At 67.2% G+C, this 24,685-nt stretch carries 22 protein-coding genes; 14 read left to right on the forward strand and 8 right to left on the reverse strand.

Annotation, left to right across the window (positions count from 1 at the left end; genetic code table 11):
• Positions 1-196: 196 nt before the first annotated feature.
• Entirely contained in the window at positions 197-691 is a 495-nt protein-coding gene (locus tag ACGFZ3_RS00145) for a hypothetical protein (protein WP_392914878.1), read from the forward strand.
• A gap of 67 nt (positions 692-758) precedes the next feature.
• Positions 759-1,802: a suppressor of fused domain protein gene (locus ACGFZ3_RS00150; RefSeq protein WP_392914881.1), complete on the forward strand. Its 1,044-nt coding sequence runs from the start codon at positions 759-761 to the stop codon at positions 1,800-1,802.
• Between the two features lie 18 nt (positions 1,803-1,820).
• Here the strand turns inward: ACGFZ3_RS00150 and ACGFZ3_RS00155 are convergent, their stop codons facing one another.
• The 5 genes from ACGFZ3_RS00155 to ACGFZ3_RS00175 all read right to left on the reverse strand — a co-directional run bounded on the left by ACGFZ3_RS00155 (position 1,821) and on the right by ACGFZ3_RS00175 (position 7,269).
• Positions 1,821-2,432, reverse strand: coding sequence for a glutathione S-transferase N-terminal domain-containing protein (locus ACGFZ3_RS00155; protein WP_392914883.1), 612 nt, complete (start codon positions 2,430-2,432; stop codon positions 1,821-1,823).
• An 89-nt stretch (positions 2,433-2,521) separates the two neighbouring features.
• Positions 2,522-2,980 (reverse strand): cell wall hydrolase, encoded by a 459-nt coding sequence (locus ACGFZ3_RS00160; protein WP_392914885.1) that lies wholly within the window; start codon positions 2,978-2,980, stop codon positions 2,522-2,524.
• Positions 2,981-3,408: 428 nt separating this feature from the next.
• Positions 3,409-5,442, reverse strand: a complete 2,034-nt coding sequence (locus ACGFZ3_RS00165) for an FAD-dependent oxidoreductase (protein ID WP_392914888.1) — start codon at positions 5,440-5,442, stop codon at positions 3,409-3,411.
• 90 nt (positions 5,443-5,532) lie between these two features.
• Positions 5,533-6,144: a YitT family protein gene (locus ACGFZ3_RS00170; RefSeq protein WP_392914890.1), complete on the reverse strand. Its 612-nt coding sequence runs from the start codon at positions 6,142-6,144 to the stop codon at positions 5,533-5,535.
• A gap of 99 nt (positions 6,145-6,243) precedes the next feature.
• On the reverse strand, positions 6,244-7,269 hold the full coding sequence (locus tag ACGFZ3_RS00175) for a zinc-binding alcohol dehydrogenase family protein (protein WP_392914893.1): 1,026 nt from the start codon (positions 7,267-7,269) through the stop codon (positions 6,244-6,246).
• A 371-nt stretch (positions 7,270-7,640) separates the two neighbouring features.
• On the opposite strand from ACGFZ3_RS00175, the gene ACGFZ3_RS00180 reads away from it, so the two are divergent.
• The 4 genes from ACGFZ3_RS00180 to ACGFZ3_RS00195 all read left to right on the forward strand — a co-directional run bounded on the left by ACGFZ3_RS00180 (position 7,641) and on the right by ACGFZ3_RS00195 (position 10,694).
• The gene (locus tag ACGFZ3_RS00180) at positions 7,641-8,735 is read left to right on the forward strand and encodes an OmpA family protein (protein WP_392914896.1); all 1,095 of its coding nucleotides are present in this window, start codon (positions 7,641-7,643) and stop codon (positions 8,733-8,735) included.
• A gap of 180 nt (positions 8,736-8,915) precedes the next feature.
• The gene (locus ACGFZ3_RS00185) at positions 8,916-9,434 is read left to right on the forward strand and encodes a hypothetical protein (RefSeq protein ID WP_392914899.1); all 519 of its coding nucleotides are present in this window, start codon (positions 8,916-8,918) and stop codon (positions 9,432-9,434) included.
• 19 nt (positions 9,435-9,453) lie between these two features.
• Complete coding sequence (locus ACGFZ3_RS00190) at positions 9,454-10,293, forward strand: pseudouridine synthase (RefSeq protein WP_392914902.1); 840 nt, start codon at positions 9,454-9,456, stop codon at positions 10,291-10,293.
• A gap of 56 nt (positions 10,294-10,349) precedes the next feature.
• Positions 10,350-10,694, forward strand: a complete 345-nt coding sequence (locus ACGFZ3_RS00195; RefSeq protein ID WP_392914905.1) for a hypothetical protein — start codon at positions 10,350-10,352, stop codon at positions 10,692-10,694.
• 60 nt (positions 10,695-10,754) lie between these two features.
• Here ACGFZ3_RS00195 and kbl read toward each other — a convergent pair whose 3' ends face one another.
• Positions 10,755-11,966: a glycine C-acetyltransferase gene (gene kbl, locus ACGFZ3_RS00200; protein WP_392914908.1), complete on the reverse strand. Its 1,212-nt coding sequence runs from the start codon at positions 11,964-11,966 to the stop codon at positions 10,755-10,757.
• 148 nt (positions 11,967-12,114) lie between these two features.
• Here kbl and ACGFZ3_RS00205 point away from each other — a divergent pair, with 148 nt between their 5' ends.
• The gene (locus ACGFZ3_RS00205) at positions 12,115-12,816 is read left to right on the forward strand and encodes a TorF family putative porin (RefSeq protein ID WP_282247309.1); all 702 of its coding nucleotides are present in this window, start codon (positions 12,115-12,117) and stop codon (positions 12,814-12,816) included.
• A 116-nt stretch (positions 12,817-12,932) separates the two neighbouring features.
• Here the strand turns inward: ACGFZ3_RS00205 and tdh are convergent, their stop codons facing one another.
• On the reverse strand, positions 12,933-13,955 hold the full coding sequence (gene tdh / locus ACGFZ3_RS00210; RefSeq protein WP_392917504.1) for an L-threonine 3-dehydrogenase: 1,023 nt from the start codon (positions 13,953-13,955) through the stop codon (positions 12,933-12,935).
• 159 nt (positions 13,956-14,114) lie between these two features.
• On the opposite strand from tdh, the gene ACGFZ3_RS00215 reads away from it, so the two are divergent.
• The 7 genes from ACGFZ3_RS00215 (at position 14,115) to ACGFZ3_RS00245 (ending at position 22,909) form a co-directional block, all read left to right on the forward strand.
• Positions 14,115-16,280, forward strand: coding sequence for a S46 family peptidase (locus ACGFZ3_RS00215; RefSeq protein ID WP_392914912.1), 2,166 nt, complete (start codon positions 14,115-14,117; stop codon positions 16,278-16,280).
• Between the two features lie 353 nt (positions 16,281-16,633).
• Complete coding sequence (locus tag ACGFZ3_RS00220) at positions 16,634-17,278, forward strand: histidine phosphatase family protein (RefSeq protein WP_392914915.1); 645 nt, start codon at positions 16,634-16,636, stop codon at positions 17,276-17,278.
• 50 nt (positions 17,279-17,328) lie between these two features.
• A complete protein-coding gene (gene folC / locus ACGFZ3_RS00225; RefSeq protein WP_392914918.1) occupies positions 17,329-18,603 on the forward strand; it encodes a bifunctional tetrahydrofolate synthase/dihydrofolate synthase in 1,275 nt (424 codons plus the stop codon).
• A gap of 101 nt (positions 18,604-18,704) precedes the next feature.
• Positions 18,705-19,736, forward strand: a complete 1,032-nt coding sequence (locus ACGFZ3_RS00230) for an SPOR domain-containing protein (protein ID WP_392914921.1) — start codon at positions 18,705-18,707, stop codon at positions 19,734-19,736.
• A 15-nt stretch (positions 19,737-19,751) separates the two neighbouring features.
• Positions 19,752-20,549: a CvpA family protein gene (locus ACGFZ3_RS00235; RefSeq protein ID WP_392914924.1), complete on the forward strand. Its 798-nt coding sequence runs from the start codon at positions 19,752-19,754 to the stop codon at positions 20,547-20,549.
• Between the two features lie 29 nt (positions 20,550-20,578).
• Complete coding sequence (gene purF / locus ACGFZ3_RS00240; protein ID WP_068849542.1) at positions 20,579-22,045, forward strand: amidophosphoribosyltransferase; 1,467 nt, start codon at positions 20,579-20,581, stop codon at positions 22,043-22,045.
• A 72-nt stretch (positions 22,046-22,117) separates the two neighbouring features.
• Positions 22,118-22,909, forward strand: a complete 792-nt coding sequence (locus ACGFZ3_RS00245) for a ferritin-like domain-containing protein (protein ID WP_392917506.1) — start codon at positions 22,118-22,120, stop codon at positions 22,907-22,909.
• Positions 22,910-23,144: 235 nt separating this feature from the next.
• Here the strand turns inward: ACGFZ3_RS00245 and ACGFZ3_RS00250 are convergent, their stop codons facing one another.
• Positions 23,145-24,632: a DUF2235 domain-containing protein gene (locus ACGFZ3_RS00250; protein ID WP_392914929.1), complete on the reverse strand. Its 1,488-nt coding sequence runs from the start codon at positions 24,630-24,632 to the stop codon at positions 23,145-23,147.
• Between the last annotated feature and the right edge of the window lie 53 nt (positions 24,633-24,685).

The following is a 24,685-nucleotide window of genomic DNA, read 5'->3' on the forward strand; positions in this document are numbered from 1 at the left end:
GGCGTGCTGCGGTGCATTATCCGCCGCGCGGGACCTCGGGTAAGCTGCCGGGGTGTTCGTTGTGGGCCCGATGCGCGACACGCCGGGGATGGCGTGCGCTGCCGGGGCCGGTGTCTGGACGAACGCAAGGGGGCGTACGGGTTCCGGTCATCGCCGGGGCCGTGCGTGCAGGGGGACCAGGTAACAGGGGGAACACATGGCGTACATCCATGCCAAGACGGCCGCTGGCCGTCAGGAAATCGAAGACCGTGCGCGCCGGCTGGTGCCGGGGTTGCGCTCCATTCTGCTGATGGTGGATGGTCAGCGCGATGACAACGAATTGACCGCGATGTTGCCCGGGCTGCGCGCCCCGGACGACGCGCTGGCCCAGCTGGCGGAGATGGGCCTGATCGAGGTGGTGGGCGGCGCGCTGGCGCCGGCCGCGCCACGGGCGCTGACCGCCGGTCGCGAACAGGACCCGGTGCTGTACAGGCAGTTGTACGACTGGATGAGCGAATCGGTCCGCAGGCATCTGGGCCTGAAGGGCTACTTCATGCAGCTCAAGATCGAGCGCTGCACCGATGCGGCCAGCCTGGAAAAGCTGTGGCCGGAAATGGCCGCCGCCGTATCCAAAGCGAAGAGTCCTGCATTGGCCACCCGCTGGCTGGAGGAAACCCGCGCGCTGCTGCACAGCGATACGCAGCCGGCCTGACGGCAGCGCCGCAGCGCGGGTGTGATTGGCGTACATTGGCGTCCTTCCGGGACCCCAGGAGCAGCGCGTGGACGAACAGGACAACGGTACGCCGGGCTGGGACGCGATCAACGCGGCCCTGGCCGCGCTGTATCCGGGGCAGGAGCCACGCCACTACGGCACGGCATTGCCGTATACGCTGGGCGGCCGTGATCCGCTCGATGGCATCAGTGTGTACCGCGCCGACCGACCGCGTCCGCATTGGCACTACGTGACCTACGGCTTTTCCGAGCTGTATGACAAGCAGAGCGAGGACATCGACAGCAGCGGCTTCGGGTTCGAGCTGACTTTCCGCCTCGCCGCCGGGATCGGCGAAGAGAATCCGCCGATCTGGCCGATGAACCTGCTGCAGAACCTGGCGCGCTATGTCTTCGGCAGCGGCAATGTGTTCGAGGCCGGGCACCACATGAATGCCAACGGTCCCATCGCATTGGACACCCATACCTGCCTGCGCCACCTGGCGTTCATGCCTGATCCGCAACTGCCGGCGCGGGCCACGCCCAATGGTCACCTGGCGTTCCTGCAGGTGATCGGTCTGAGCGACGATGAGATGGCGGCAATCAAACGCTGGTCGACCGATGGGGTGCTGCAGGCGCTGGAGCCGCGCATGCCGCTGTGGATCACCGACCTGCACCGTGCCAGCCTGCTGGATGATCCGGCGCTGGTGCGGCAGCTGCAGGCGGGCAGCGAACGCGAAGGGTCCAGTACCGCGGTCCTGTTCGTGGAGACCTTGGAGTGGCGCGAAGAAGGCGACCAGATCGTGCTGGTGCTGGGTGCCGGGCAGGTGCCCAATGTGCTTGAACTGCTGCCGCTGCGCCTGCGCCATGGTCACCCGCTGACCATCGTCAGCCGCGAGCGCGAATGGGAGTTCGCGCCCGGTGACCGCGATGTCGTGAGCAAGGTTGGGGAGGGCATGCGCTGCACACTGAGCGCGCAGGGACTGGACACGCTGGAGCAGCGGGTGCGTGCAGAGCGCGGGCGCTACCCGGTACCGGGCACGGCGCTGGTGGTGGACGTGGTGCCGACCGCGCTGCGCGATGCGCAGGACAACGTGGTGCGCGAGATCGGCTGATCGCGCGCACCACAGTCCTCAGTGCAGGCCTTCAGCCTTCAGCGCGGCCTGCACGCCGGTGTCGGCTTCCATCCGGGTCTTGAACGCAGCCAGGTTGTCCAGGCCGGTCAGGTCGACCTTGGCGCCGGCCGCCCAGCGCAGGGTGATGTAGAAGTAGGCGTCGGCGTAGCTGCGGAAGCCGGCCAGCCAGGGCTTGTCGGCCAGCTGGCGGTTGGCGGTCTCGAACAGGCCGCGCAGGCGCTTGCGGGCCGCGTCGCGGATCGCGTCGTACTGGCCGTCATCGGCGATGAACTTGGCCGGTGCGAACAGCGGCGAGAACGCCGGGTGCACGTCCGAGTTGACGAAGGCCAGCCAGCGGTTGGCTTCAGCGCGCTGCTGCGGGCTGCCATCGCCGCCCAGGCCGGCCTGCGGGTAGCTGTCGGCGATGTAGCCCATGATGGCCGCGTTCTGGGTCAGCACGAAGCTGCCGTCGACGAGGGTCGGCACCGAGCCGGCCGGATTGATCGCAAGATAGGCCGGGGCCTTCAGGGTGTCCTTGTCGAGCAGTTCCACCTCGAACGGCTGGCCGGTCCACTGCAGGGCGATGTGGTCGGCGGTGGAGCAGGCACCGGGCTTGCTGTACAGCTTCATGGGGAACTCCGTGGGAATGCAGGAAAGGTAAGCGGCCCACTATTCCAGAGCCGGCCCCGCATCCTCAACGGTATGGCCGTAACAGATCGTTACGACGCGCGTGGCTTGAGTTTCTGCACGCGATAGAACGTGTGGTCGCCGATGGTGGCCACCTGGTAGGCGTTGCGCCAGCTGGGGCTGGCGATGGCCAGCGCGGCGAAGTGGCTGGCGCCGGGCACGATTTCCTTGCGCTCGCCTTCCGGCAGCGCCCAGTTGCGCTCGGCATCGAAGGCCACGGTCATGGCTTCTTCCCAGGCATCGGCGTTGCCCAGCTGGGTGCCCGGCGCCACGATGGTGGGGGCGAACTGTTTGCGCGCGGTGACCACCTTGCACATCGAATCGCCCCACAGACCGCTGTCCAGGCGGCGCAGCGCCACCTCCGCAACGGCCTGCTGGCCGCGCAGGGTCTGGTCACGAGCTTCGAGGTAGACGGTCGTGCTCAGGCACAACGAATCGGCGGCCGGCTGGGGCAGCAACTGCGACAGCCAGAGAATCCAGGCCAGTTTCATAAATCTCCTTGCTCCGTATGGGCCGCACCTGGCTGTCCGTCCAATCAACGTGATCGGGGGCGCGAGGTACGACTTGGCGTCATGGGGAGGCGGCCATCGGGGCCGCCCGGAAGCGGCACCCGGAAGACGTGGGGGCCGCGCGCTCACTCGAACTGGGTGGTGAGCGGGAAAGTTGGCGCACGATAGGGGGGCATTTCGCAACGCATCCTGAACCGAAAGGCTTGACATTCAGGTTCGGACGGGGGGCGTTTTCGCCCATTCAGGTGACGACCAACGGTCGTCACCTACCGTAGAAGGGCATCGCCCAACCGGTTTCCAATGCGGGCAGGGCACGCAGGGAATGGCGGCGCCATTCCTGACGTCGCTTGTCGACGGCCCGGAGGGGCCCGCCGGTGGCGGGCATATCCTTGGTCGTGCCCTCGGCCAACTCAGAGCGCAGCCGCCAGGCGGCTGCCCTGGTTGATCGCGCGTTTTGCGTCCAGTTCCGCGGCTACATCGGCGCCGCCGATCAGGCGCGCATCCACGCCTGCGCCCAGCAGCGCGGCATGCAGGTCGCGGCGCGGCTCCTGGCCGGCGCAGATCACCACGTGGCTGACCGGTAGCGTCTGTTGCTGGCCATCGATGCGGATGCGCAGACCATCGTCGTCCACCCCCAGGTACTCCACCCCGCCAAGCATCTTTACGCCCTTGGCCTTGAGCGTGGCGCGGTGGATCCAGCCGGTGGTCTTGCCGAGCCGCGCGCCGGGCTTGCCCGGGCTGCGCTGCAGCAGCCACACCCTGCGCGCGGGCGCTTCGGGCTGCGGCCGTGCGAGGGCACCGCGTGCCTCGAAGTGCGGGTCCACGCCCCATTCGGCCATCCAGCGTGCCGGATCCAGCGCAGGCGACGGCCCCTCATGCACCAGGAACTCGCCCACGTCGAAGCCGATGCCACCTGCGCCGATGATCGCCACCTCCGCGCCGACCTTCACCCTGCCCAGCAGGACGTCCAGGTAACTGACCACCTTGGGGTGGTCGGCGCCGGGGAAATCGACCTGGCGCGGGGTGATGCCGGTGGCGACCACCACTGTATCGAAGCCGCCCAGGCTGGCCACGTCGGCCACCGTGTCGAGCTTCACGTGGACCCCGGTTTCCTCCAGCTTGTGGCGGAAGTAGCGAAGCGTCTCATGGAATTCTTCCTTGCCGGGAATCCGCTTGGCCACGTTGAACTGGCCGCCGATCTCGCTTCCTGCGTCGAACAGGGTAACGGCGTGGCCGCGTTCGGCCGCAACCGTGGCACACGCCAGCCCGGCGGGACCAGCGCCGACCACCGCGACCTTCTTCGGAGCGGTGGTGGGGCGGTAGACCAGTTCGGTTTCATGCACCGCACGCGGGTTCACCAGGCAACTGGCGGTCTTGTTCTCGAACACGTGGTCCAGGCAGGCCTGGTTGCAGGCGATACAGGTGTTGATGGCGTGCGCGCGGCCGGCGCGTGCTTTGTTGGCCCATTCCGGGTCGGCCAGCAGCGGCCGCGCCAGCGACACCATGTCCGCGCCGCCGCCGGCCAGGATGTGTTCGGCCACGTCGGGCATGTTGATGCGGTTGGTGGCGATCACCGGCACGCGCACGTGCGGTTTGAGCTTGGCGGTGACCCCGGCGAAGGCCGCGCGCGGCACCGAGGTAGCGATGGTGGGCACGCGCGCCTCATGCCAGCCGATGCCAGAGTTGATCAGGGTGGCGCCGGCCGCTTCAATCGCCTTGGCCTGCTGCACGATTTCATCCCAGTTGCTGCCGTCCTCGACCAGGTCGACCAGTGACAACCGGTAGATGATGATGAAATCCGGGCCGCACGCTTCGCGGATGCGGCGCACGATCTCCACCGCGAACTGCATGCGCCCGGCGGCGTCGCCGCCCCAGCGATCGCTGCGCAGATTGGTGCGCGGAGCGATGAATTCGTTGATCAGGTAGCCTTCCGAACCCATCACCTCCACCCCGTCGTAGCCCGCTTCGCGGGCCAGCCGCGCGCTGCGCGCGTAATCGGCGATATGTCGTTCCACCCCGCGTGCCGACAGCGCCCGCGGGGTGAACGGGTTGATTGGCGCCTTCTTCTTCGACGGCGCTACTGACAGGGGGTGGTAGGCGTAGCGCCCGGCGTGCAGCAGCTGCAGGCAGATCCCGCCCTCATGCGCATGCACCGCCGCAGTGAGCTGGCGGTGCGGACCCACTTCCCACGGCCAGGACAGCTTGCCGCCGAATGGCTTGAGCCAGCCCACCACGTTGGGCGCATAGCCGCCGGTGACGATCAGCCCGACCCCGCCTGCCGCGCGCTCGGCGAAATAGGCCGCCAGTCGCGGGAAGTCACGGGCGCGGTCCTCCAGTCCGGTATGCATCGACCCCATCAGGATACGGTTGCGCAGGGTGGTGAAGCCCAGATCGAGCGGGGCGAACAGATGGGGGTAGGCAGGGGATTCGGCGGCTGGCGACATGAAGATACGCTTGCGTACGGTAAGCGGTGAAGGTTGCCCCGGATTGCCCCTGCACGCAAGGCCAATGCGGGGGCCTCGCGCTCCGGAGCGCTACGGTGCAGCTGCAGCTGTGGGGCGTTTGACAGCACCAAACAGGGGAAGGGTATAGCCGCACAGGGGGCCGATCAGCAGTGCGAAGGCGAGGGTGCCCAGACCGACGTCGCCGCCCAGATACCAGCCGATCACCAGCACGGTGCCTTCGATCAGGCTGCGCACGATCCAGATCGGCCAACCGGTGCGGGCGTGCAGACCGGTCATCAGGCCATCGCGCGGGCCAGGGCCGAAGCGGGCGCCGATGTACAAGCCGGTGGCGACCGCCACCAGCAGCAGCCCCAACGCGAACATCGGCACCTGCCACAGCAGCCCGTGCACCTCCGGCAGCAGCCACAGACCGAACTGCGCGCTGGGGCCGATCAACAGCACGTTCAGGACGGTGCCAAGTCCAGGCTTCTGACGGATGGGCCACCACAACAGCAGTACCAGCGCGCCGATCACGTTGGTGGCCACGCCGAACGAGAGCGGGGTCTGCAGCGCGATGCCCTGGGACAGCACGTCCCAGGGCGCCACGCCGATCGCGGCGCGGATCATCACTGCCGCCCCCATGCCGTACAGGAACAGGCCGATCAGCAGTTGCAGCAGGCGCAGAGGCAATGAGGTGGGCATGGCGGCGTCATCGGCAGGGCGTTTGACTGTAGGGCGCGCGCTGCCGCGCCGACAGATACAGATGCACTCGAACGCGTGCGTACACCCACGCGCCGGTACTCACTCCCAGCCGGAGAGGACCAGTTTGCCGGTGACACCACCGCCCTCCAGAAGGCGATGTGCTTCACGCAGGTTGGCGGCATTGATGCTGCCCAGCGAGGTATGCGCGGTGCTGCGCAGTTCGCCGGCGTCGACCAGGCTGGCCACCCGGTTGAGGATGCGGTGCTGTTCCACCATGTCCGTGGTCTGGAATCGCGATCGGGCGAACATGAACTCCCAATGGATGCCGATGCATTTGGCCTTGTAGGGATCGCCGATGCGCAGTGGTCCACGCGGTTCCACGACGAGGCCCACATGCCCCTGCGGCGCAAGCAGTTCGCCCAGCACTTCCCAGTAGTGGTCGGTGTCGGCCAGGTTCAGGGCCACGTCCACCTGCGCGATGCCCAGCGCCTGCAGTTGCGCCGGCAGCCACTGGCGGTGATCCACCACATGGTCGGCGCCCATCCGACGACACCATTCCGCCGATGCGTCCCGTGACGCGGTGGCCACCACGGTGAAGCCGGCATGGCGTGCCAATTGAATCGCGATGGAACCCACGCCGCCGGCGCCTCCGATGACCAGCAGGGTCTGGCCAGTGTGGCGTCGATCATCGAAATGCAATGGCATGCGCTCGAACAACAGTTCCCACGCGGTCAACACCGTCAGCGGAAGCGCCGCTGCCTCGGCGAAATCCAGCGTGGTCGGCTTGCGTCCCACAAGGCGCTCATCCACCCATTGCCATTGCGCATTGCTGCCGGGCCGGGTGACATCGCCCGCGTAATACACCTCGTCACCGGGGGAGAACGCGGTGACCTCGGGGCCGACCGCATCGACAATTCCAGCCGCGTCATAGCCGAGGATGCGCGGCGGCGACACTTCACCGGCGCGGGGCGCGCGCTGCTTGGTGTCGACCGGGTTGACCGAAACGGCCTGCACGCGCACCAGGAGGTCGGTTCCCAGCGGAGCGCCGGGTTCAGGAATCTGCAGATCACGCAGCGCATCGGGGTGGTCGATGGGCAGGTAGTGCGTGAGGCCTACGGCTTTCATGGCGGCTCCCGTGGAGGTGAACACCTTCATCATACGGTCGCTTTTGAACCTGTTCTGCAGCTGAATAAGCAGCATGCGACAAACTGCATCAAATACTGTGGCGGGGCCTTGAAAACTCTGGGAAAGTTCCGAAAACCCTTGTCATTGCTGGGTCTTGCGGAAGTTCACCAACCTGTATAGGGTGCCACCAGCTGGACCCGGTGGAGGTCTGGTGGCCGATTTCACATGTTACGTGACCGTTAACATCGCCTTCACTCCCCTGAGCATAATGTTCGCGGCGGTGGCGTGCTGAATCGGCAGTCTTAAACGACGCAGTAGTGCTGGCCCATGCCTCTACCGGTTTCATACCCCCGAAATAGGAGCTGTATTACATGAACAAGAAGATCCTCACTGCCGCGCTGCTGGGCGGCCTGGCGTTTGCCCAGGCAGCCTCCGCGCAGGATTTTGATGACCGCTGGTACCTGACCGGTTCGGCCGGCTTCAACTTCCAGGATAGCGACCGTCTGACCAACGACGCTCCGTTCGTTACCCTGGGCCTCGGCAAGTTCATCAGCCCCAAATGGTCGCTGGACGGCGAGCTGAACTACCAGAACCCGAACTTCGACGACAACCAGGACCTGAACTGGAGCCAGTACGGCGCCTCGATCGACCTGCGTCGCCACTTCATCTCCGAAGGTCGTGGCTGGAACCCGTACCTGCTGATGGGCCTGGGCTACCAGAAGTCGGAAGAGGAATACAACAACTTCCCGTCGCCCGACAGCCCGGGTGAGCGCAAGGACGGCAACTTCGCCGCCAAGCTCGGCGTCGGCCTGCAGACCACCTTCGAAAAGCGCGTTGCAGTCCGCGCCGAAGTGGCCTACCGCGGTGACTTCGACGACAAGAGCGTTTCCGCTCCGGACGAAAGCTGGTTCGGCGACGTGCTGGCCTCGGTCGGCGTCGTGATCCCGCTGGGCCCGGCTCCGGTGGCTGCTGCTCCGGCTCCGGCTCCGGTTGCGCCGAGCTGCGCAGACCTGGATGACGACGGTGACGGCGTCAACAACTGCGACGACAAGTGCCCGGATTCGCAGCCGGGTCAGACCATCGGTCCGGACGGTTGCCCGGTGCCGGTCTCCATCGACCTGAAGGGCGTGAACTTCGACTTCGACAAGTCGACCCTGCGTCCGGACGCCGTGGCGATCCTGTCCGAAGCCTCGCAGATCCTGAGCCGTTACCCGGATCTGAAGGTTGAGGTTGCTGGTCACACCGACTCGAAGGGCACCGACGAGTACAACCAGAAGCTGTCCGAGCGTCGCGCCACCGCCGTGTACGACTACCTGACCAAGAACGGCGTTGCCGCTTCGCGTCTGGTGGGCCCGATCGGCTACGGTGAGAGCCGTCCGATTGCCCCGAACACCAACCCGGATGGTTCGGACAACCCGGAAGGCCGTGCGAAGAACCGTCGTACCGAGCTGAACGTCCAGAACTGATCCTTCTGGTAATACAGCTTCAGAACAGGGCCCGGCACTGCCGGGCCCTGTTTTTTTTTGCGCCATGCGCGAAATCAGCAATAAATCCAACAGGTTGCCGTATTCATTGAATGTGGGATCTTGAAAGCCGTTGTGGCGCTGTTAAACTCGGCGCGTCGACCTCTTCCCTGGATGCATCCCATGCTGCGTATTGCACTGGCCGCCGCGCTTGGCCTGGCCCTGGTTCCCACCGCCTACGCAGCCGTGGATTGCTCGGCTTCGGCCACCAGCGTCAAGCCGCTGCCGTTGCCGCCTACCGCGATTGCCCCGGTGGCGTCCGAGCTGTACATCCGCAACGTGCAGCTGGGCATGCCCGCGGGTGTGCTGACCTCCAACTTTGACCAGCAGCAGTCGCTGGACCGCGTGCTGCAGCGCCTGCGCATCGACGGCTGCCAGAACATCGCCAAGGCGATGCCGGGTGCGCCGGCGATCAAGCCCAACGATCCGGCTGCCTACAAGCCGCAGACGGAATTCGACAACACGCCGTGGCGCTTTGACATGAGCCAGAACGGCAAGCGCATGACCGCCGACGAGTTCGACGCCTGGATGAAGTCGCGCGGCGTGCGCGTGGTCAAGCCGCGTGCGGCCGCCGCCGCGGCGCCGGCACCTGCGCCGGCCGCCGAGGCACCGGCTGATACCAAGCCGGGCGGCAAGAAGTAAGCAACGCGCGCGGCGCCCGATGCGTAACCGTCGACCTCCAGCCGCGCCAACCGCTCGACCACGCCGCGACCCGCGGCGTGCGTCCGCGTCCGCCACACCTGCGACCCATGCTGGCACCGCGCCGCGCCACGGCCTGGCCCGCGTGCTGTCCAAGGCGGGATTGTGTTCGCGCACCGAAGCGGCGCGCTGGATCGGCGAGGGCCGGGTGACGGTCGATGGGCGCACCATCAACAACCCCGAATTCCCGATCATCGACGGCCGCCACGTGGTGCGGGTCGATGGCCAGCCATTGGATGCACCGCGCCGCCTGCACATCGCGCTCAACAAGCCGCGCGGGCTGGTCACCACCGCGCAGGACGAACAGGGCCGCGACACCGTGTACCGCTGTTTCGATGGGGCGGGACTGCCGTGGCTGGCGCCGGTCGGGCGGCTGGACAAGGCCAGTGAAGGCCTGCTGCTGTTCAGCAACGACCCGCAATGGGCTGCGCGGCTGACCGACCCCAGCACCGGGCCGGACAAGACCTACCACGTCCAGATCGATGCCATTCCCGATGCCGCGCAGCTGGCCGCGCTGTGCACCGGCGTGGACGACGACGGCGAATTCCTGCGCGCCCGCCAGGCACGCCTGCTGCGCAGTGGCGACAAGACCGCCTGGCTGGAAGTGGTGCTGGAAGAAGGCCGCAACCGCCACATCCGCCGGCTGCTGGCGGCCTTCGACATCAACGTACTGCGGCTGGTGCGCGTCGGCATCGGCCGGCTGCCGCTGGGCACGCTGGCCAAAGGCGCCTGGCGCGAACTGGAGCCGCACGAACTGGACCTGCTGATCGCCACGGCCGATGTGGCCGTGGCCGATACCTGAGATTGGGCAAGGGATGGCCTGCGACCGAGATTCCGTCCACTACCGGGAGTAATGCCATGCACGCCCACCCCTTTACCCGTTCCCTGCTGCGCAGCACCTGGCTGCTGGTGCCTGCCGCGCTGCTCAGCGCCTGCGGCGGCCACAAGGAGGTCGCCAAGGCAACGCCGCCGGCGGTGACCGACACGATCGTGGAGATACAGCCCACCGAGCGCGATGGGCGTGGCGCCTACCGCTTCCACATGAGCAACGGTGAAAAGCGCATGAGCGCCGACGAATTCGATGCGTGGATGAAGGCCAACGGCATCCGGGTGGCCAAGGGCAACCCGAATGCGGCGCCGGTGGCCAAGCCGGTGGTGGTGGCGAGCAAGGAAGACGCCAAGGGCAAGAAGAAAAAGAAATGACGCGCGATGCGCGTCATTCCGGATGTTGCATGGTGCCCGACAGCGGGGCAACGCCCCGTTCTAGGCTTTGATGACACCCAGCTCCAGGCCGATCCGGGTGAACGCGTCGATCGCCCGGTCCAGGTGCGCGCGGGTATGCGCGGCGCTGATCTGGGTGCGGATGCGGGCCTGGCCCTTGGGCACCACCGGGAAGAAGAAACCGATCGCATAGATGCCTTCCTCGAGCAGGCGATCGGCGAACTTCTGCGCCAGTGGCGCGTCGTACAGCATCACCGGGCTGATCGGATGCACACCCGGCTTCACGTCGAAGCCGGCAGCGGTCATCTTCTGGCGGAAGTAGGCGGTGTTGTCGGCCAGGGTGGTGCGCAGGTCATCGGCGGCCGCGAGCATGTCGAACGCCTTGATCCCGGCGGCAACCACGTGCGGCGGCAGCGAATTGGAGAACAGGTACGGGCGCGAACGCTGGCGGAGCAGCTCGATCACTTCGGCGCTGGCGGTGGTGAAGCCGCCCAGTGCGCCGCCCATGGCCTTGCCCAGGGTGCCGGTGATGATGTCGATCTTCTCCAGCACGCCCTTGACCTCGGCCGAGCCGCGGCCGGTGGCGCCCAGGAAGCCGGTGGCATGGCATTCATCGATGTGGACCAGCGCGTTGTACTTCTTCGCCAGCGCGGTGATCTCATCCAACGGGGCGATGAAGCCGTCCATCGAGAACACGCCGTCGGTGGTGATCAGCTTGGTGCGGCAGCCGGCGGCATCGGCTGCCTGCAGCTGGGCTTCCAGGTCGGCCATGTCACAGTTGGCATAGCGGAAGCGCTTGGCCTTGCACAGGCGTACGCCGTCGATGATCGAGGCGTGGTTGAGCGCGTCCGAGATGATGGCGTCGTTCTCGCCCAGCAACGGCTCGAACAGACCGCCGTTGGCGTCGAAGCAGGCCGCGTACAGGATCGTGTCCTGCTTGCCGAAGAAGCTGGCAATCTGCTGCTCCAGCTGCTTGTGCAGGTCCTGGGTGCCGCAGATGAAGCGCACCGAGGCCATGCCGAAGCCGTGGCTGTCCAGCGCGTCCTTGGCCGCCTGGATCAGGTCCGGGTGGTCAGCCAGGCCCAGGTAGTTGTTGGCGCAGAAGTTGAGCACCGTGCGGCCGTCGTCCAGGGTGATCTCGGCAGATTGCGGGCTGGTGATGACGCGCTCGGACTTGAACAGGCCCTGGGCGCGGATCGCTTCCAGTTCCTCGACATAGTGCTGGGTGAGCGGGGCGGTCGGGGCATCGGTCATGGCAGGCGGTCATCGGCACGGGAAAAGCGGGATTTTACAGGGCCGCGCAGGAAACGGTTGCAGATGGGATTGTTGCAACGCAATATCAATCAGGTTAAAAATCCGTAAACACGCGCTGCATCCACCCCACGTCCAGGAGAGACCCCGCATGAACCACGCCACGCGCTGTACCGCCGCCGCTGTGCTCTGCGCCGCCTTGCTTGCCCCGTTTGCCGCCAGCGCCCAGGACGAGGCCGAATCGCCGTTCAGCTGGAACGTGACCGGCGTGTCCGATTACGTGTTCCGCGGTGTCTCCCAGACCGACGAAGATCCGACCGTGCAGGCCGGCTTCACCTACACCTCGCCAGTCGGCCTGTACGCCGGTGTGTGGGGTTCGGGCGTGGACTTCGGGGACGGCGGCCCGGATGCCGAAGTCGATTACTTCATCGGCTACGGCGTGGACGTCACCGACAGCGTCAATTTCGACGTGATGCTCAATCACTACAGCTACCCTGGTTCGAGCGAACTGGCCTACACCGAGCTGATCACCAAGACCAGCTTCGCCGAGCACTACAACGTGACCGTGGCCTACACCAACGATGTCTGGAACACCGACACCGATGGCTGGTACTTCGCCGCCGGCACCGAGTGGGCGCTGCCGAACGAGTTCAACCTGACCGCCAACGTCGGCCGCAGCACCTTCAAGGACAGCGTCGCCCAGGACTACACCGACTGGAACGTTGGTGTGAACCGCACCTGGGGCCTGTTCACCCTGGGCCTGGGCTACTACGGCACCGACGGCAACGGCCGCGACAACTCCGGCAAGCTGGCCGACAACCGCGTGGTGTTCACGGTCGCCGTGGGGCAATAACGCGCGCTGGATCACCAAAGAAAAAGGCACCCGATGGGTGCCTTTTTCGTACCGACCAACGGTCGGTAGCTACCGCAATCGGGTAGGTCACGACCGTTGGCCGTGACCTCGCGGCATCAATTCCAGCTCAATACCACCTTGCCGGCCTTGCCCTGTTCCATCAGGTCGAAGCCCTTCTGGAACTCGTCGATCGGCAGCTGGTGGGTCATCACCTTGCCAAGCGGGAAACCGGACAGCACCAGCTGGGTCATCTTGTACCAGGTCTCGTACATCTTGCGGCCGTAGATGCCCTGCACGGTGAGGCCCTTGAAGATGATCTTGTCCCAGTCGCAGCCGGCGCCGCGGGGCATGATGCCGAGCATGGCGATCTTGCCGCCGTGGTACATGCAGTCGAGCATGTCGTTGAACGCGCGCGGGTTGCCGCTCATTTCCAGGCCCACGTCGAAGCCCTCCATGTGCAGTTCCTTCATCACGTCCTTCAACGAGGTATTGGCCACGTTGACCACACGGGTGGCGCCCATGTCGGCAGCCAGCTTCAGGCGGAAGTCGTTGACGTCGGTCACCACTACGTTGCGCGCGCCGATGTGCTTGCAGATACCAGCAGCGATGATCCCGATCGGGCCCGCTCCGGTGATCAGTACGTCTTCGCCGATCACGTCGAATTCCAGCGCGCAGTGCGCGGCATTGCCGTACGGGTCGAAGAAGGCGGCCAGCTCGGACGGGATCTGGTCGGGGATCGGCCACAGGTTGCTGGCCGGCATCACCATGTATTCGGCGAAGGCGCCGTTGACGTTCACGCCGATGCCCACGGTGTTGGGGCACAGGTGCGGACGGCCGCCCCGGCAGTTGCGGCAGTGGCCGCACACGATGTGGCCTTCGGCCGATACCCGCTGGCCGATGTCGTAGCCGGTCACGCCCGGACCGATGCCGGCGATGCGGCCGACGAACTCATGGCCGATGGTCAGGCCCGGCTTGATCGTGCGCTGGCTCCATTCGTCCCACAGGTAGATGTGCAGGTCGGTGCCGCAGATGGCGGTCTTTTCCAGCTTGATCAGGACCTCATTCGGGCCCGGCACCGGTACCGGCACTTCTTCGAGCCAGATGCCCTTGGCGGCTTCACGCTTGACCAGGGCCTTCATTGTTTGCTGCGCCATCGGGGTGGAACTCGTCAGGGGGAAAGGCGGAATTATAGGCCCGGCGGGGGGCCGGGCATGTTGCGGTGCGGTCCGTGACTTTCGGCCGGCCGGGCCGGCGGGGGACCCCGCTACAATCGGCGGTTCATTCACCAGGGGCCGCTCATGCGCTCGAACCTGCTTGCTTTCTCCGTCGTCGCCAGCCTTGCGCTGGTCCAGGCCGCCCATGCCGCTGAGGGCATGTGGGTGCCGCAACAGCTGCCGGAGATTGCCGGGCCGCTCAAGCAGGCCGGCCTGAAACTCTCCCCGGAACAGATCTCCGACCTGACTGGCGACCCGATGGGCGCGGTGGTCGCGCTGGGCGGCTGCACCGCCAGCTTCGTCTCCCCGCAGGGCCTGGTGGTGACCAACCACCATTGCGCCTACGGTGCGATCCAGCTCAATTCCACCGCCGAGAAGAACCTGATCAAGGACGGCTTCAACGCGCCGACCCTGAAGGATGAACTGAGCGCCGGCCCGAACGCGCGGGTGTTCGTGCTCGACCGGATCACCGACGTCACCGACCAGGCCAAGGCCGCCATCGCCGCCGCCGGGAAGGACCCGCTGGCCCGCACCCGCGCGCTGGAAGCGTTCGACAAGGCACAGACCGCCGCGTGCGAGGCCGAAGCCGGCTTCCGCTGCCGCCTGTACAGTTTCTCTGGCGGCAACACCTACCGCCTGTTCCGCAACATGGAAATCAGGGACGTGCGCCTGGTCTACGCGCCCCCGGGCAGCGTCGGCAAGTTCGGCGGCGACGTCGACAACTGGATGTGGCCGCGCCACACCGGCGATTTCTCGTTCTACCGCGCCTACGTGGGGAAAGACGGCAAGCCGGCCGCCTTCTCGGCTGACAACGTGCCGTACCAGCCCAGGCACTTCCTGAAGTTCGCCGACCAGCCGCTGGGCGCCGACGACTTCGTGATGGTGGCCGGCTACCCGGGCCGCACCAACCGCTACGCACTGGCCGGTGAGTTCAACGAAACCGCCGACTGGACCTATCCGACCATCGCCCGCCACTACAACGCGGTGCTGGCGCTGATCGACAAGGCTGGCAAGGCCGATGCGGACGTGAAGGTGAAGTACGCCGCCACCGCGGCCAGCATGAACAACGTGGCCAAGAACTACGCCGGTCAGCTGGAGGGCTTCAAGCGCATCGACGCAGCCGGCCAGAAGCAGGCTGAAGAGGCCGCCGTGCTGGCCTGGCTGAAGAAGCAGGGTGCTGCCGGCAAGCCGGCGCTGGCCGCGCACGCGCAGCTGATCAAGCACCTGGATACCAGCAAGTCCACCCGCGAGCGCGACCTGTTCGTGGGCCAGTTCAACAACACCTCCGCCGTGGGTGCCGCGCTGGCCTTGTACCGCCTGTCGATCGAGCGCGCCAAGCCCGATGCCCAGCGCGAAGCGGGCTACCAGGAACGCGACCTGCCGACCATCGAAGGCAGCCTGCGCCAGATGGACCGCCGCTACGTGGCGGGCATGGACCAGCAGCTGCAGCAGTACTGGTTGAACCAGTACGTGGCGCTGCCGGCCGCCCAGCGCAGCAACGAGGTGCTGAACCAGTGGCTGGCCGGCAGTGATTCCGCCGCCGTGGACGGCCTGGTCAAGAAGCTGTCCGGCACCAGACTGGGCAGCCTCGACGAGCGCCTGACCTGGTTCAAAGCCGACCGCGCCGCTTTCGAAGCCAGCACCGACCCGGTCATCCAGTACGCGGTGGCCGCCATGCCGGCGCTGCTGAAGCTGGAAGAGCAGAAGAAGACCCGTGAAGGCGAATCGCTGCTGGCGCGCCCGGCGTACCTGCAGGCGCTGGCCGATTACAAGAAGAGCAAGGGTGAGTTCGTCTACCCGGACGCCAACCTGTCGCTTCGCATCACCTTCGGCAACGTGATGGGCTATGCGCCAAAGGACGGCGTGGCCTACACCCCGTTCACCACGCTGGAAGGCATCGTCGCCAAGGAAACCGGCGCCGATCCGTTCGATTCGCCCAAGCCGCTGCTCGATGCGGTCAAGGCCAAGCGCTACGGCGGCCTGGAAGACAAGCGCGTCGGCTCGGTGCCGGTCAACTTCCTGTCCAACCTGGACATCACCGGCGGCAACTCCGGCTCGCCGGTGCTGGACGCGCACGGCAAGCTGGTCGGCCTGGCCTTCGATGGCAACTGGGAATCGGTCAGCTCCAACTGGGTGTTCGACCCGGTGATGACCCGCATGATCGCGGTGGACAGCCGCTACATGCAGTGGATCATGCAGGAGGTGGCGCCCGCGCCGCAGCTGCTGAAGGAACTGAACCTCACTCCGTGAGGCGCGGTTCCTGATTGCCGGCCAACGGCCGGCGCTACTGTCAACGAACCCCGCGGCAACGCCGCGGGTTTTTTTTCGCGCTGGATCAAACGCGGCTGCCGGTGAATCGAGCGCCGGGGCGGCATACCCTTTCCGGCGAATGTCCCCCGGCGTCGGCCGGAGGCCGATGCCGGGGGACATTTGCACAGGGGCCTGCCGGCCGCGGCGGGGCCCCCAACGCCCGCGATGAACCTGATCGAAGACGGAGGAAGAACCGTTTGCTCGGCAAGGTATGATGGCCGCTCCCCCACGATCATTCACATCATGTGAACGATTGCGACTGTTCTCCTCTCCCCCAAGGACCTCTAGTTCGCATGCGCATCCTGCTTGCCCGCCACGGCGAAACCCCCTGGAATGCCGAAGGCCGTTACCAGGGCCAGATCGATATCCCGTTGTCGCCGATCGGCGAAGCCCAGGCCCAGGCCCTGGGTGAACGCCTGAAATCGGTGGACATCACCCGTGCCGTCGCCTCGCCGCTGTCGCGCGCGCAGCGCACCGCGCAGCTGGCCCTCGGTGCCGACCGCGCCGACATGCTGCTGACCGAACCGGAGCTGCAGGAAATCGCCCACGGTGAGTGGGAAGGCCTGCTGGCCAGCGAAATCAACGAAAAAGACCCGTCGCGCCTGCAGGCCTGGCGCGACGAGCCTGATACGGTGCTGATGCCCGGCGGCGAATCGCTGCGGTTGGTGCTGGACCGCAGCTGGCGCGGCCTGGCCCGCGCCGCCGAAGGGCTGGGCGAGCACGACACGCTGCTGGTGGTGGCCCACGACGCAGTCAACCGGGTGATCCTGTGCCGGATCCTGGGTTTACCGCTGTCGCGTCTGTGGACCTTCCGCCAGGCGCCGACCACGCTCAATCTGCTTGAAGGCACGGACCTGGACAGCCTGGAAGTGGTGCGCCTGAACGACTGCGCGCATCACACGCCTTTCTTCGGCGAGGCCAAGCACCGGGCGCTGTGATCCACCCCGGTTTTCCGCTTTCCGTTCCACGACCACCACGATCCATCGCCATGACGACCACCCGCCCGCATACCCTCGCCGATTGGCTCAGCTACATCGAGCAGCAGCACCCGGCCACCATCGACATGGGGTTGGAACGCGTACGTGCGGTGGCCACCGCCATGAGCCTGGGCCAGCCGGCGCCGCGCACCATCGTGGTGGGCGGCACCAACGGCAAGGGCTCCACGGTGGCCTTCATCGAGGCGATCGCGCGGGCGGCCGGCTGGAAGGTCGGGGCCTACACCTCGCCGCACCTGCTGCATTACAACGAGCGTGTGCGCATCGACGGCGAAGACGCCTCCGACGCGGCGCTCATTGCCGCCTTCAACGCCATCGAAGATGCGCGCGGCAGCACCACGCTGACCTACTTCGAGTACGGCACGCTGGCCGCATTGCACCTGTTTGCGCAGGCCGGGCTTGACCTGGCCGTGCTGGAAGTGGGGCTGGGCGGACGCCTGGACGCGGTCAACATCGTCGATGCCGACGTGGCGGTGATCACCACCGTGGACATCGACCATGCCGAATGGCTCGGCGAGGACCGCGAAACGATCGGCGCGGAAAAGGCCGGCATCATCCGTGGCTGGAAGCCGGTGATCCTGGGGGAGACCGATCCTCCATCAAGCGTGCTGGCGCGTGCTTACCTGCTGGGCGCCAATGCGATCCGAGGCGGCAGCGATTTCTTCGCCGACGTCATCGATGCCCAACGCTGGGCGTGGCGTGACGTGGGTTTCCGCATCGAACTGCCGATGCCGGCGTTGCGCGGCCCGATCCAGCTGCGCAATGCCGCGTCGGCCATTGCCGCGCTGCGCGCGCTGGACAAGCCGCTGCCGCGTGCGGCCATCGGCGAGGGCGTGTCCCAGGCCCGCATCCGCGGCCGTCTGCAGGCGTTCGAGCGCGATGGCGTGGAGGTGCTGGTCGATGTCGGCCACAACCCGCAGGCCGCGCGCGAGCTGGCGGCTGCCCTGAAGGCCGCAACGATCACCGGGCGTACCGTGGCCGTGTTCGCCGCATTGCAGGACAAGGATGCCGTTGGTGTGGTCGAGGCACTGGCCGACCGCGTCGATGGCTGGCACCTGGCCGGGCTGGAAGGTGCGCGCGCACAGAGCGCAACGGCATTGCTTGCCCGTCTGGCCGGTACCGCCGCCGCCGATGCGGCCACCCATCAAGATGTGGATACTGCGTTGCAGCAGGCGCTGTCGGCGGCCGGGGCCGGCGACCGCGTGCTGGTCTTTGGTTCCTTCCATACCGCCGCGCAGGCCCTGCTGTGGCTCGAGAACGCCCGCTGAGGCGGGCAGCAGACGACAACGTTCAGCCGTCTTCGACGCCGCACACGCGTGCGCCCGTATAATCGCCGTGGCATTCCGCCGCGCCGCCCTGCCTGCCTTCCGTGGATACTCCTCTGAAACAGCGACTGATTGGTGCCATCGTCCTGGTGGCGTTGGCCGTGATTTTCCTGCCCATGCTGGTAAAGGGGCCTGCCCCTGACAGTGGCGTGGCCAACGTGCCGATCACCGCGCCGGACGCGCCGGCCGATGGTCAGTTCCAGACCCGTGAACTGCCGCTGGTCGCCCCGACCGGTGGTGCCACCGGCCTGCAGAGCGGTGTGTCGACCACCCAGCCGCTGCAGCCCGACGCAGCCGCACCGGCCGAGCCGGCGGCGGCCGCCGATGCTTCGCCGGCCGTGGCCGCCGGCAACTACGCGGTCAGCTTTGGCGCTTACGGCAGCCAGGCCGACGCCAACGCGGTGATCGCGTTCCTGAAGAAGGCCCAGCTGCCGGGCTTCAGCGAACCGGCCACGATCAACGGCCGCCAGGCTTGGCGCGTGCGCGTGGGGCCGTATGCCGATCGCGCGCAGGCCGAAGCGGCGCGCCTGGAAGCGGTCAAGGTACGTAACGACGTCAAGGCCGAAGTAGTGACCCTGGACGCGCGCCCCGACACTGCCGGGGCTGCTGCTCCGGCGCCGACGCCGGCCGCGGCGACGGCACCGGCCGCATCCAGCGCCGCTGCCGCACCGGCAGCCGCCACGGTGAAGACCGAAACGCTGCCGCCGGAACCGGTGGCGGCCAAGCCGGCACCCAAGCCGGAAGCGCCCAAGCCGGAGCCGAAGCCGGCGACGGCCAAGCCCGAACCCGCCACCGCGGCCGCCAAGCCCGTGGCCGTGCCCGCCGCACCGGCGGCCAGCAGCGTCGGCTTCGCCGTGCAGCTGGGCGCGTTCGGCCAGGCGACCGAAGCCAACGCCCTGCGCGACAAAGTGCGCGCGGCCGGCTTCAGCGCGTTCGTGGAGCAGGTACGTACCGACAAGGGCACGCTCAACCGCGTGCGCGTCGGCCCGGTCGCCAACCGTGCCGAGGCGGAGAACCTCAAGGCCCAGGTTGCGTCGAAGGTCGGCGTGGCCGGCATGGTCCGGCCGCACCCCTGATGCGGCCCCCCGCACATGGTTGATTTCGTGCTGCTGGCGGTGATCGGCATCTCGACCCTGCTCGGGGTGATGCGCGGTTTCGTCAGCATCGTCATCAGCACGTTCTCGTGGCTGCTGGGCGGCTGGGCCGCCCTCATGTTCGGGCGCAGCGCCGCGGCCTGGTGGTCGGCGCCGGCCGCGCCCGGCACCGGTCACTATTTCGCGGGCTACCTCACCGTGTTCCTGCTGGTGATGGTCTCGGTCTGGGCCATCGGCCTGGTGATCCGCCAGGCGGTCCGCTCCACCAGCCTGAACGGTGCCGACCGCATGATGGGCGCGGGCCTCGGCCTGGCCCGGGGTGGGCTGATCGCCTGCGCGCTGCTGCTGGTGGGCTCGTACACCCCGCTGACCCGCGAGGCCACCTGGCGCGATTCGCACCTGCGCGCGATGCTCGACCCCGGGGTGGGCTGGATGCAGGCGAAGATGCCGCGCATGCCGGCGCTGCCGCAGATGCCCGGTTTGAAGGACATGCAGGGCCTGCAGGGGATGCCGATGGCGCTGCCGGAGGTGAACATGGCGCAACTGCCCATCGGAGAGTTGGGCAAGCCGGGCGCGACAGGCGATAATGGCGTCCTTGGCCAGTTGCTGGGTGGTCGCGGATGGCCGCGACCGCTGGATGAGACCCCGCAGCAGGCGGTGGACCCCGCCGATGTGTGGGCCAACCAGGCACGGCCAGGCTCCCCCCAGAACATCGACCCGGCGCTCGTGCGCCCGGACGACACCGCTCCGGCACGGAGCGGTTCCCCCGGCCAGGCACGGCCACCTTCACAGTAGATGGGCCCAGCCCAGCGGAGATTCGCACCATGTGTGGCATCGTCGGTATTGTCGGCAACCAGAACGTCGCCGGGCAGTTGTATGACGGCCTGACCGTCCTCCAGCACCGTGGCCAGGACGCGGCAGGCATCGCCACCGCCGATGGCACCCGGCTGCGCGTGCAGAAGGCCAACGGCCTGGTGCGCGATGTGTTCGACGCCAAGACCATGTCCACCCTGGAAGGCCGCGTCGGTATCGCCCATGTGCGCTACCCGACCGCCGGTTCGGAAGGCATGGACGAGGCGCAACCGTTCTACGTCAATTCGCCCTACGGCATCGCGCTGGCCCACAACGGCAACCTGATCAACACCGAGGCGCTGCGCCAGCAGGTGTTCGAACAGGACCGCCGCAACGTCAACACCGATTCGGACAGCGAAGTGCTGTTGAACGTGTTCGCTTTCGAGCTGGACGCGCAGCGCCAGCTGACCCCGGAGGCGGCGATCCGCGCGGTGGCCGGCGTGCACCGCCGCTGCAAGGGCGGTTATGCGGTGATCAGCGTGGTGCTCGGCCTGGGCCTGGTCGCCTTCCGCGACCCGCACGGGATCCGCCCGCTGGTGCTGGGCAAGCGGGCCCATGCCGAAGGTGATGAGTACATCGTGGCCTCGGAATCGTCGGCACTGGACGTGCTGGGCTTTCAGCGCGTGCGCGATGTGCGCCCGGGCGAGGCGCTGGTGATCACCGCGCGTGGCGAGCTGTTCTCGGAAGTGTGCGCCGAGCCGGCCGAGCACAGCCCGTGCATCTTCGAGTACGTGTACTTCGCGCGCCCCGATTCGATGATCGACAACGTGTCGGTGCACAAGGCGCGCATGCGCATGGGCATCAAACTTGGCGAGAAGATCCTGCGCCTGCGCCCGGACCACGACATTGACACCATCATCCCGATCCCGGATACCTCGCGCGATGCGGCGCTGGAGATCTCCAACGTACTCGGGGTGAAGTACCGCGAAGGCTTCATCAAGAACCGCTACATCGGCCGTACGTTCATCATGCCGGGGCAGGGCGAGCGGGTGAAGTCGGTGCGCCGCAAGCTCAACCCGATCCATCTGGAGTTCCGCAACCGGGTGGTATTGCTGGTGGACGACTCGATCGTGCGCGGCACCACCAGCCAGCAGATCGTGCAGATGGCGCGCGACGCCGGTGCGCGCAAGGTGTACCTGGCCAGTGCGGCGCCGCCGGTGCGATATCCCAACATCTACGGCATCGACATGCCGGCGGCCGAAGAGCTGGTGGCGCACAACCGCAGCGTGGAAGAGATCGAGGCGCACCTGGGCTGCGACTGGTTGATCTACCAGGACATCGAGGACATGGAAGCAGCGGTGCGCGAAGGCAACCCGGAGCTGAAGTCGTTTGATTCGTCGTGCTTCAACGGCGTGTACCCGACCGGTATCGAGCCGGGCTATTTCGAACGCATCCAGCAGCTGCGTTCGGACGATGCCAAGCACAAGCGCCGCGCCTGAGGCGTGCCGGTGAGCGCGACGTTGCCGCAGGACGAGGCGGCCGGTGACCTGCTGCGCGCGGCGCAGCAGTGCATGGCCGAGGCGGACCCGCTGCGCAAGGTGGCGCTGACCCAGCACTATGCGGCGCAGTTCCGCGCGGGGAAGTTGAAGGTGCGCGCGGATGCGCCGCCGCCCGAGCCGATCCGCATGCCGGGGCGGCCGCCGCAGCTGCAGCTGGTGCATCCGCGCGAGGTGCCGCGGCGCGGGTTGGGCAATGCGGAGGGGCGCGCAGCGTTCATCCATGCGATCGCGCATATCGAGCTCAATGCCATCGATCTGGCGTGGGATGCGGTGTATCGCTTCCGCGGGCTGCCGGGGTCGTTCCATGCGGACTGGGTGGGGGTGGCCGATGACGAGTCGCGTCACTTCCTGCTGTTGCATGGGCGGTTGCAGGCGCACGGGCACGATTACGGCGATTTCGCCGCGCACAACGGGCTGTGGGAGATGTGCGAGAAGACGGCGCACGATGGCCTTTCGCGAATGGCGCTGGTGCCGCGCGTACTGGAGGCGCGCGGGCTGGACGTGACGCCGGGGATGATCATCAAGCTGCGTTCGGCCAATGATCATGCGACGGCTGATGTACTGGAGATCATCCTGCGCGAGGAAGTGGCGCATGTGGCGGCAGGGACGCGCTGGTACCGCTGGTACTGCGAGCGTGCCGGTGTGGAGCCTCGCGCACGCTTCATCGCGCTGTTGAAGGAATATGCCAACGGGTTCCTGTATGGCCCGTTCAATCTCGAGGCGCGGCTCTTGGCTGGCTTCGAGCAGGACGAGCTGGCGGACCTGATCGAGCAGGCGGGTCGTACGCCTGGGCCTTCTAATTAGGTTGCAGTCGTTGCTGTTGTGCCGGGCGTTGCCCGGCTTCATGCATTTTGGCGAACAGCCGGTGGTTCGTGAACTTCCGGTTTGGCGGGTCGGTGCGGGTTTGCGGGGGACGCCGTAAACCCATCCATGGGGGCTTGGTCGCGGCATCCATGCCGCTCACACCCCCGCAAACCCGCACCGACCCACCTTCGACGGTGTACCGGTGGCCCGGGGAACGGCGGGTTGCGGAATTCTGCTAAACGTTCCGCAACACCACCCGCTTCCCGTCTTCCGTCGGCCGGTTGATGTAAAACAATCCGGGCCCCGGCCGGTATGGCAATTCGCGGGTTGCATCATCTGCCGCATACAACAACGCGGTATCGCCCAGCGCATCGAAATTCCAATGCGCTGATTGCATCAGGTAGCGCTGCCGCAACAGCAGTTCCTGCGCTGCATCCAGCGCTTGGCCCGCCACCAGCCTCGCGGCGATGGGCTTCAACTCGTCCGGCAACGCCATCGCCGGATCCGCATCCGGCGTGCGTGCCCACATCACGCCGGCCGCTGCCGCGCGCTGGTGGATCAGCCGCAGTGCGACGAGCTGGTAGCGCCAGTCGATCTCGCGCTTGAGCACCACTGCGGCGTGCGCGAACAGGACCCACTGCGGCAGCACGCTGTCGCTGCCGGCCACGCGCAGCTGCTGCCAGCGATGCCAGACGTCGACCCAGACGTTGTCTTCGCCAAGGCCCAGTGCGGCCTGCCATCGCCGGCAGGCGTCCTGCGCGCGCGCGTAGACCTGGGTGCTGCGCAGCAGGGCCAGCGGTGGGGTGATGGTGTCGGGCACGTCGTGGGTACGGATGCGCTGGCCTTGTGGGCGGGTCAGCAACTTGGGTCCTTCGATGCGCTGGTCGTAGCCGCCGCCGATGTTGGCGTGTACGCCGGGCAGCGTGATTTCCTCATGTCCGGGCGCGACGGAGGTCAGTGCGAAGTAGTGGCGGTGCTCGTCGCGCGCGGTGACCTGGACCACCTTGTCGGCGCAGCCGGCGGGCAGGGTGACGTCGGGCAGTTCGTCGCGCTGGCGCGCATCGATCGCGACCACGGTGTCGAACAGGCCGACGAAGCGCACGGGGCGGATGGTGGGGCCGGTGGGCAGGGTCCAGCCGGTGCGGCGCAGCTGTTCCTGCAGCCAGAGGCGGCCGTCGGCGGCGTTGAGCCGGTTGATCGCGTCGCGCGCGGAGGCGGCGCCGCGCGAGAAGCCGAAGAGGTCCAGTCGGACGTGGGTCAGTGTGTGGGGCGGGAGGGTGCGGGCCAGGGCGCGCAGGGCCTCGGGCAGGTACACGTCGAGGGCGCGATGGACTTTGGCTTTCACGCCGCTGGGGCCGATGCCGAATGCCAGCCCCATCAGGTCGTCGTCCTTGCCGGTACGGGTGCCGGCGCCTTCGATGTAGATCGCCAGGGACAGGGGGCCCGGCAGGGTGGGCGCGGTCCGCCGGTGGTCGGGGTAGAGCGCGTGCAGCCGCGCGATGTTGGTCAGTCCGTTGCTGAAACTGCTGGTCAGGCGGCTCTGGTACGGCGAGGCGTCATCGGCCAGGACGGCGGGGGCGGGTGGCCGCGGTGCGGGGGTGGTGCTGCCGGGGGGGCGCGAGGCGTGCAGGAGGTTGTCGGCGTTGTTGCGGGTGCCGTCGAAAAACAGGCCGATCTGCAGCGTGACCGGCACGGTGGTGGTCGGAGCGGGCTGCCCAGCCATGGCCTCGGTTCCCCTGTCGATGCGCGTTTAAGGTAGCGCGAAAACGACACTGG

The organism is Stenotrophomonas sp. NPDC047960 (assembly GCF_043204395.1).
Lineage (GTDB): Bacteria > Pseudomonadota > Gammaproteobacteria > Xanthomonadales > Xanthomonadaceae > Stenotrophomonas.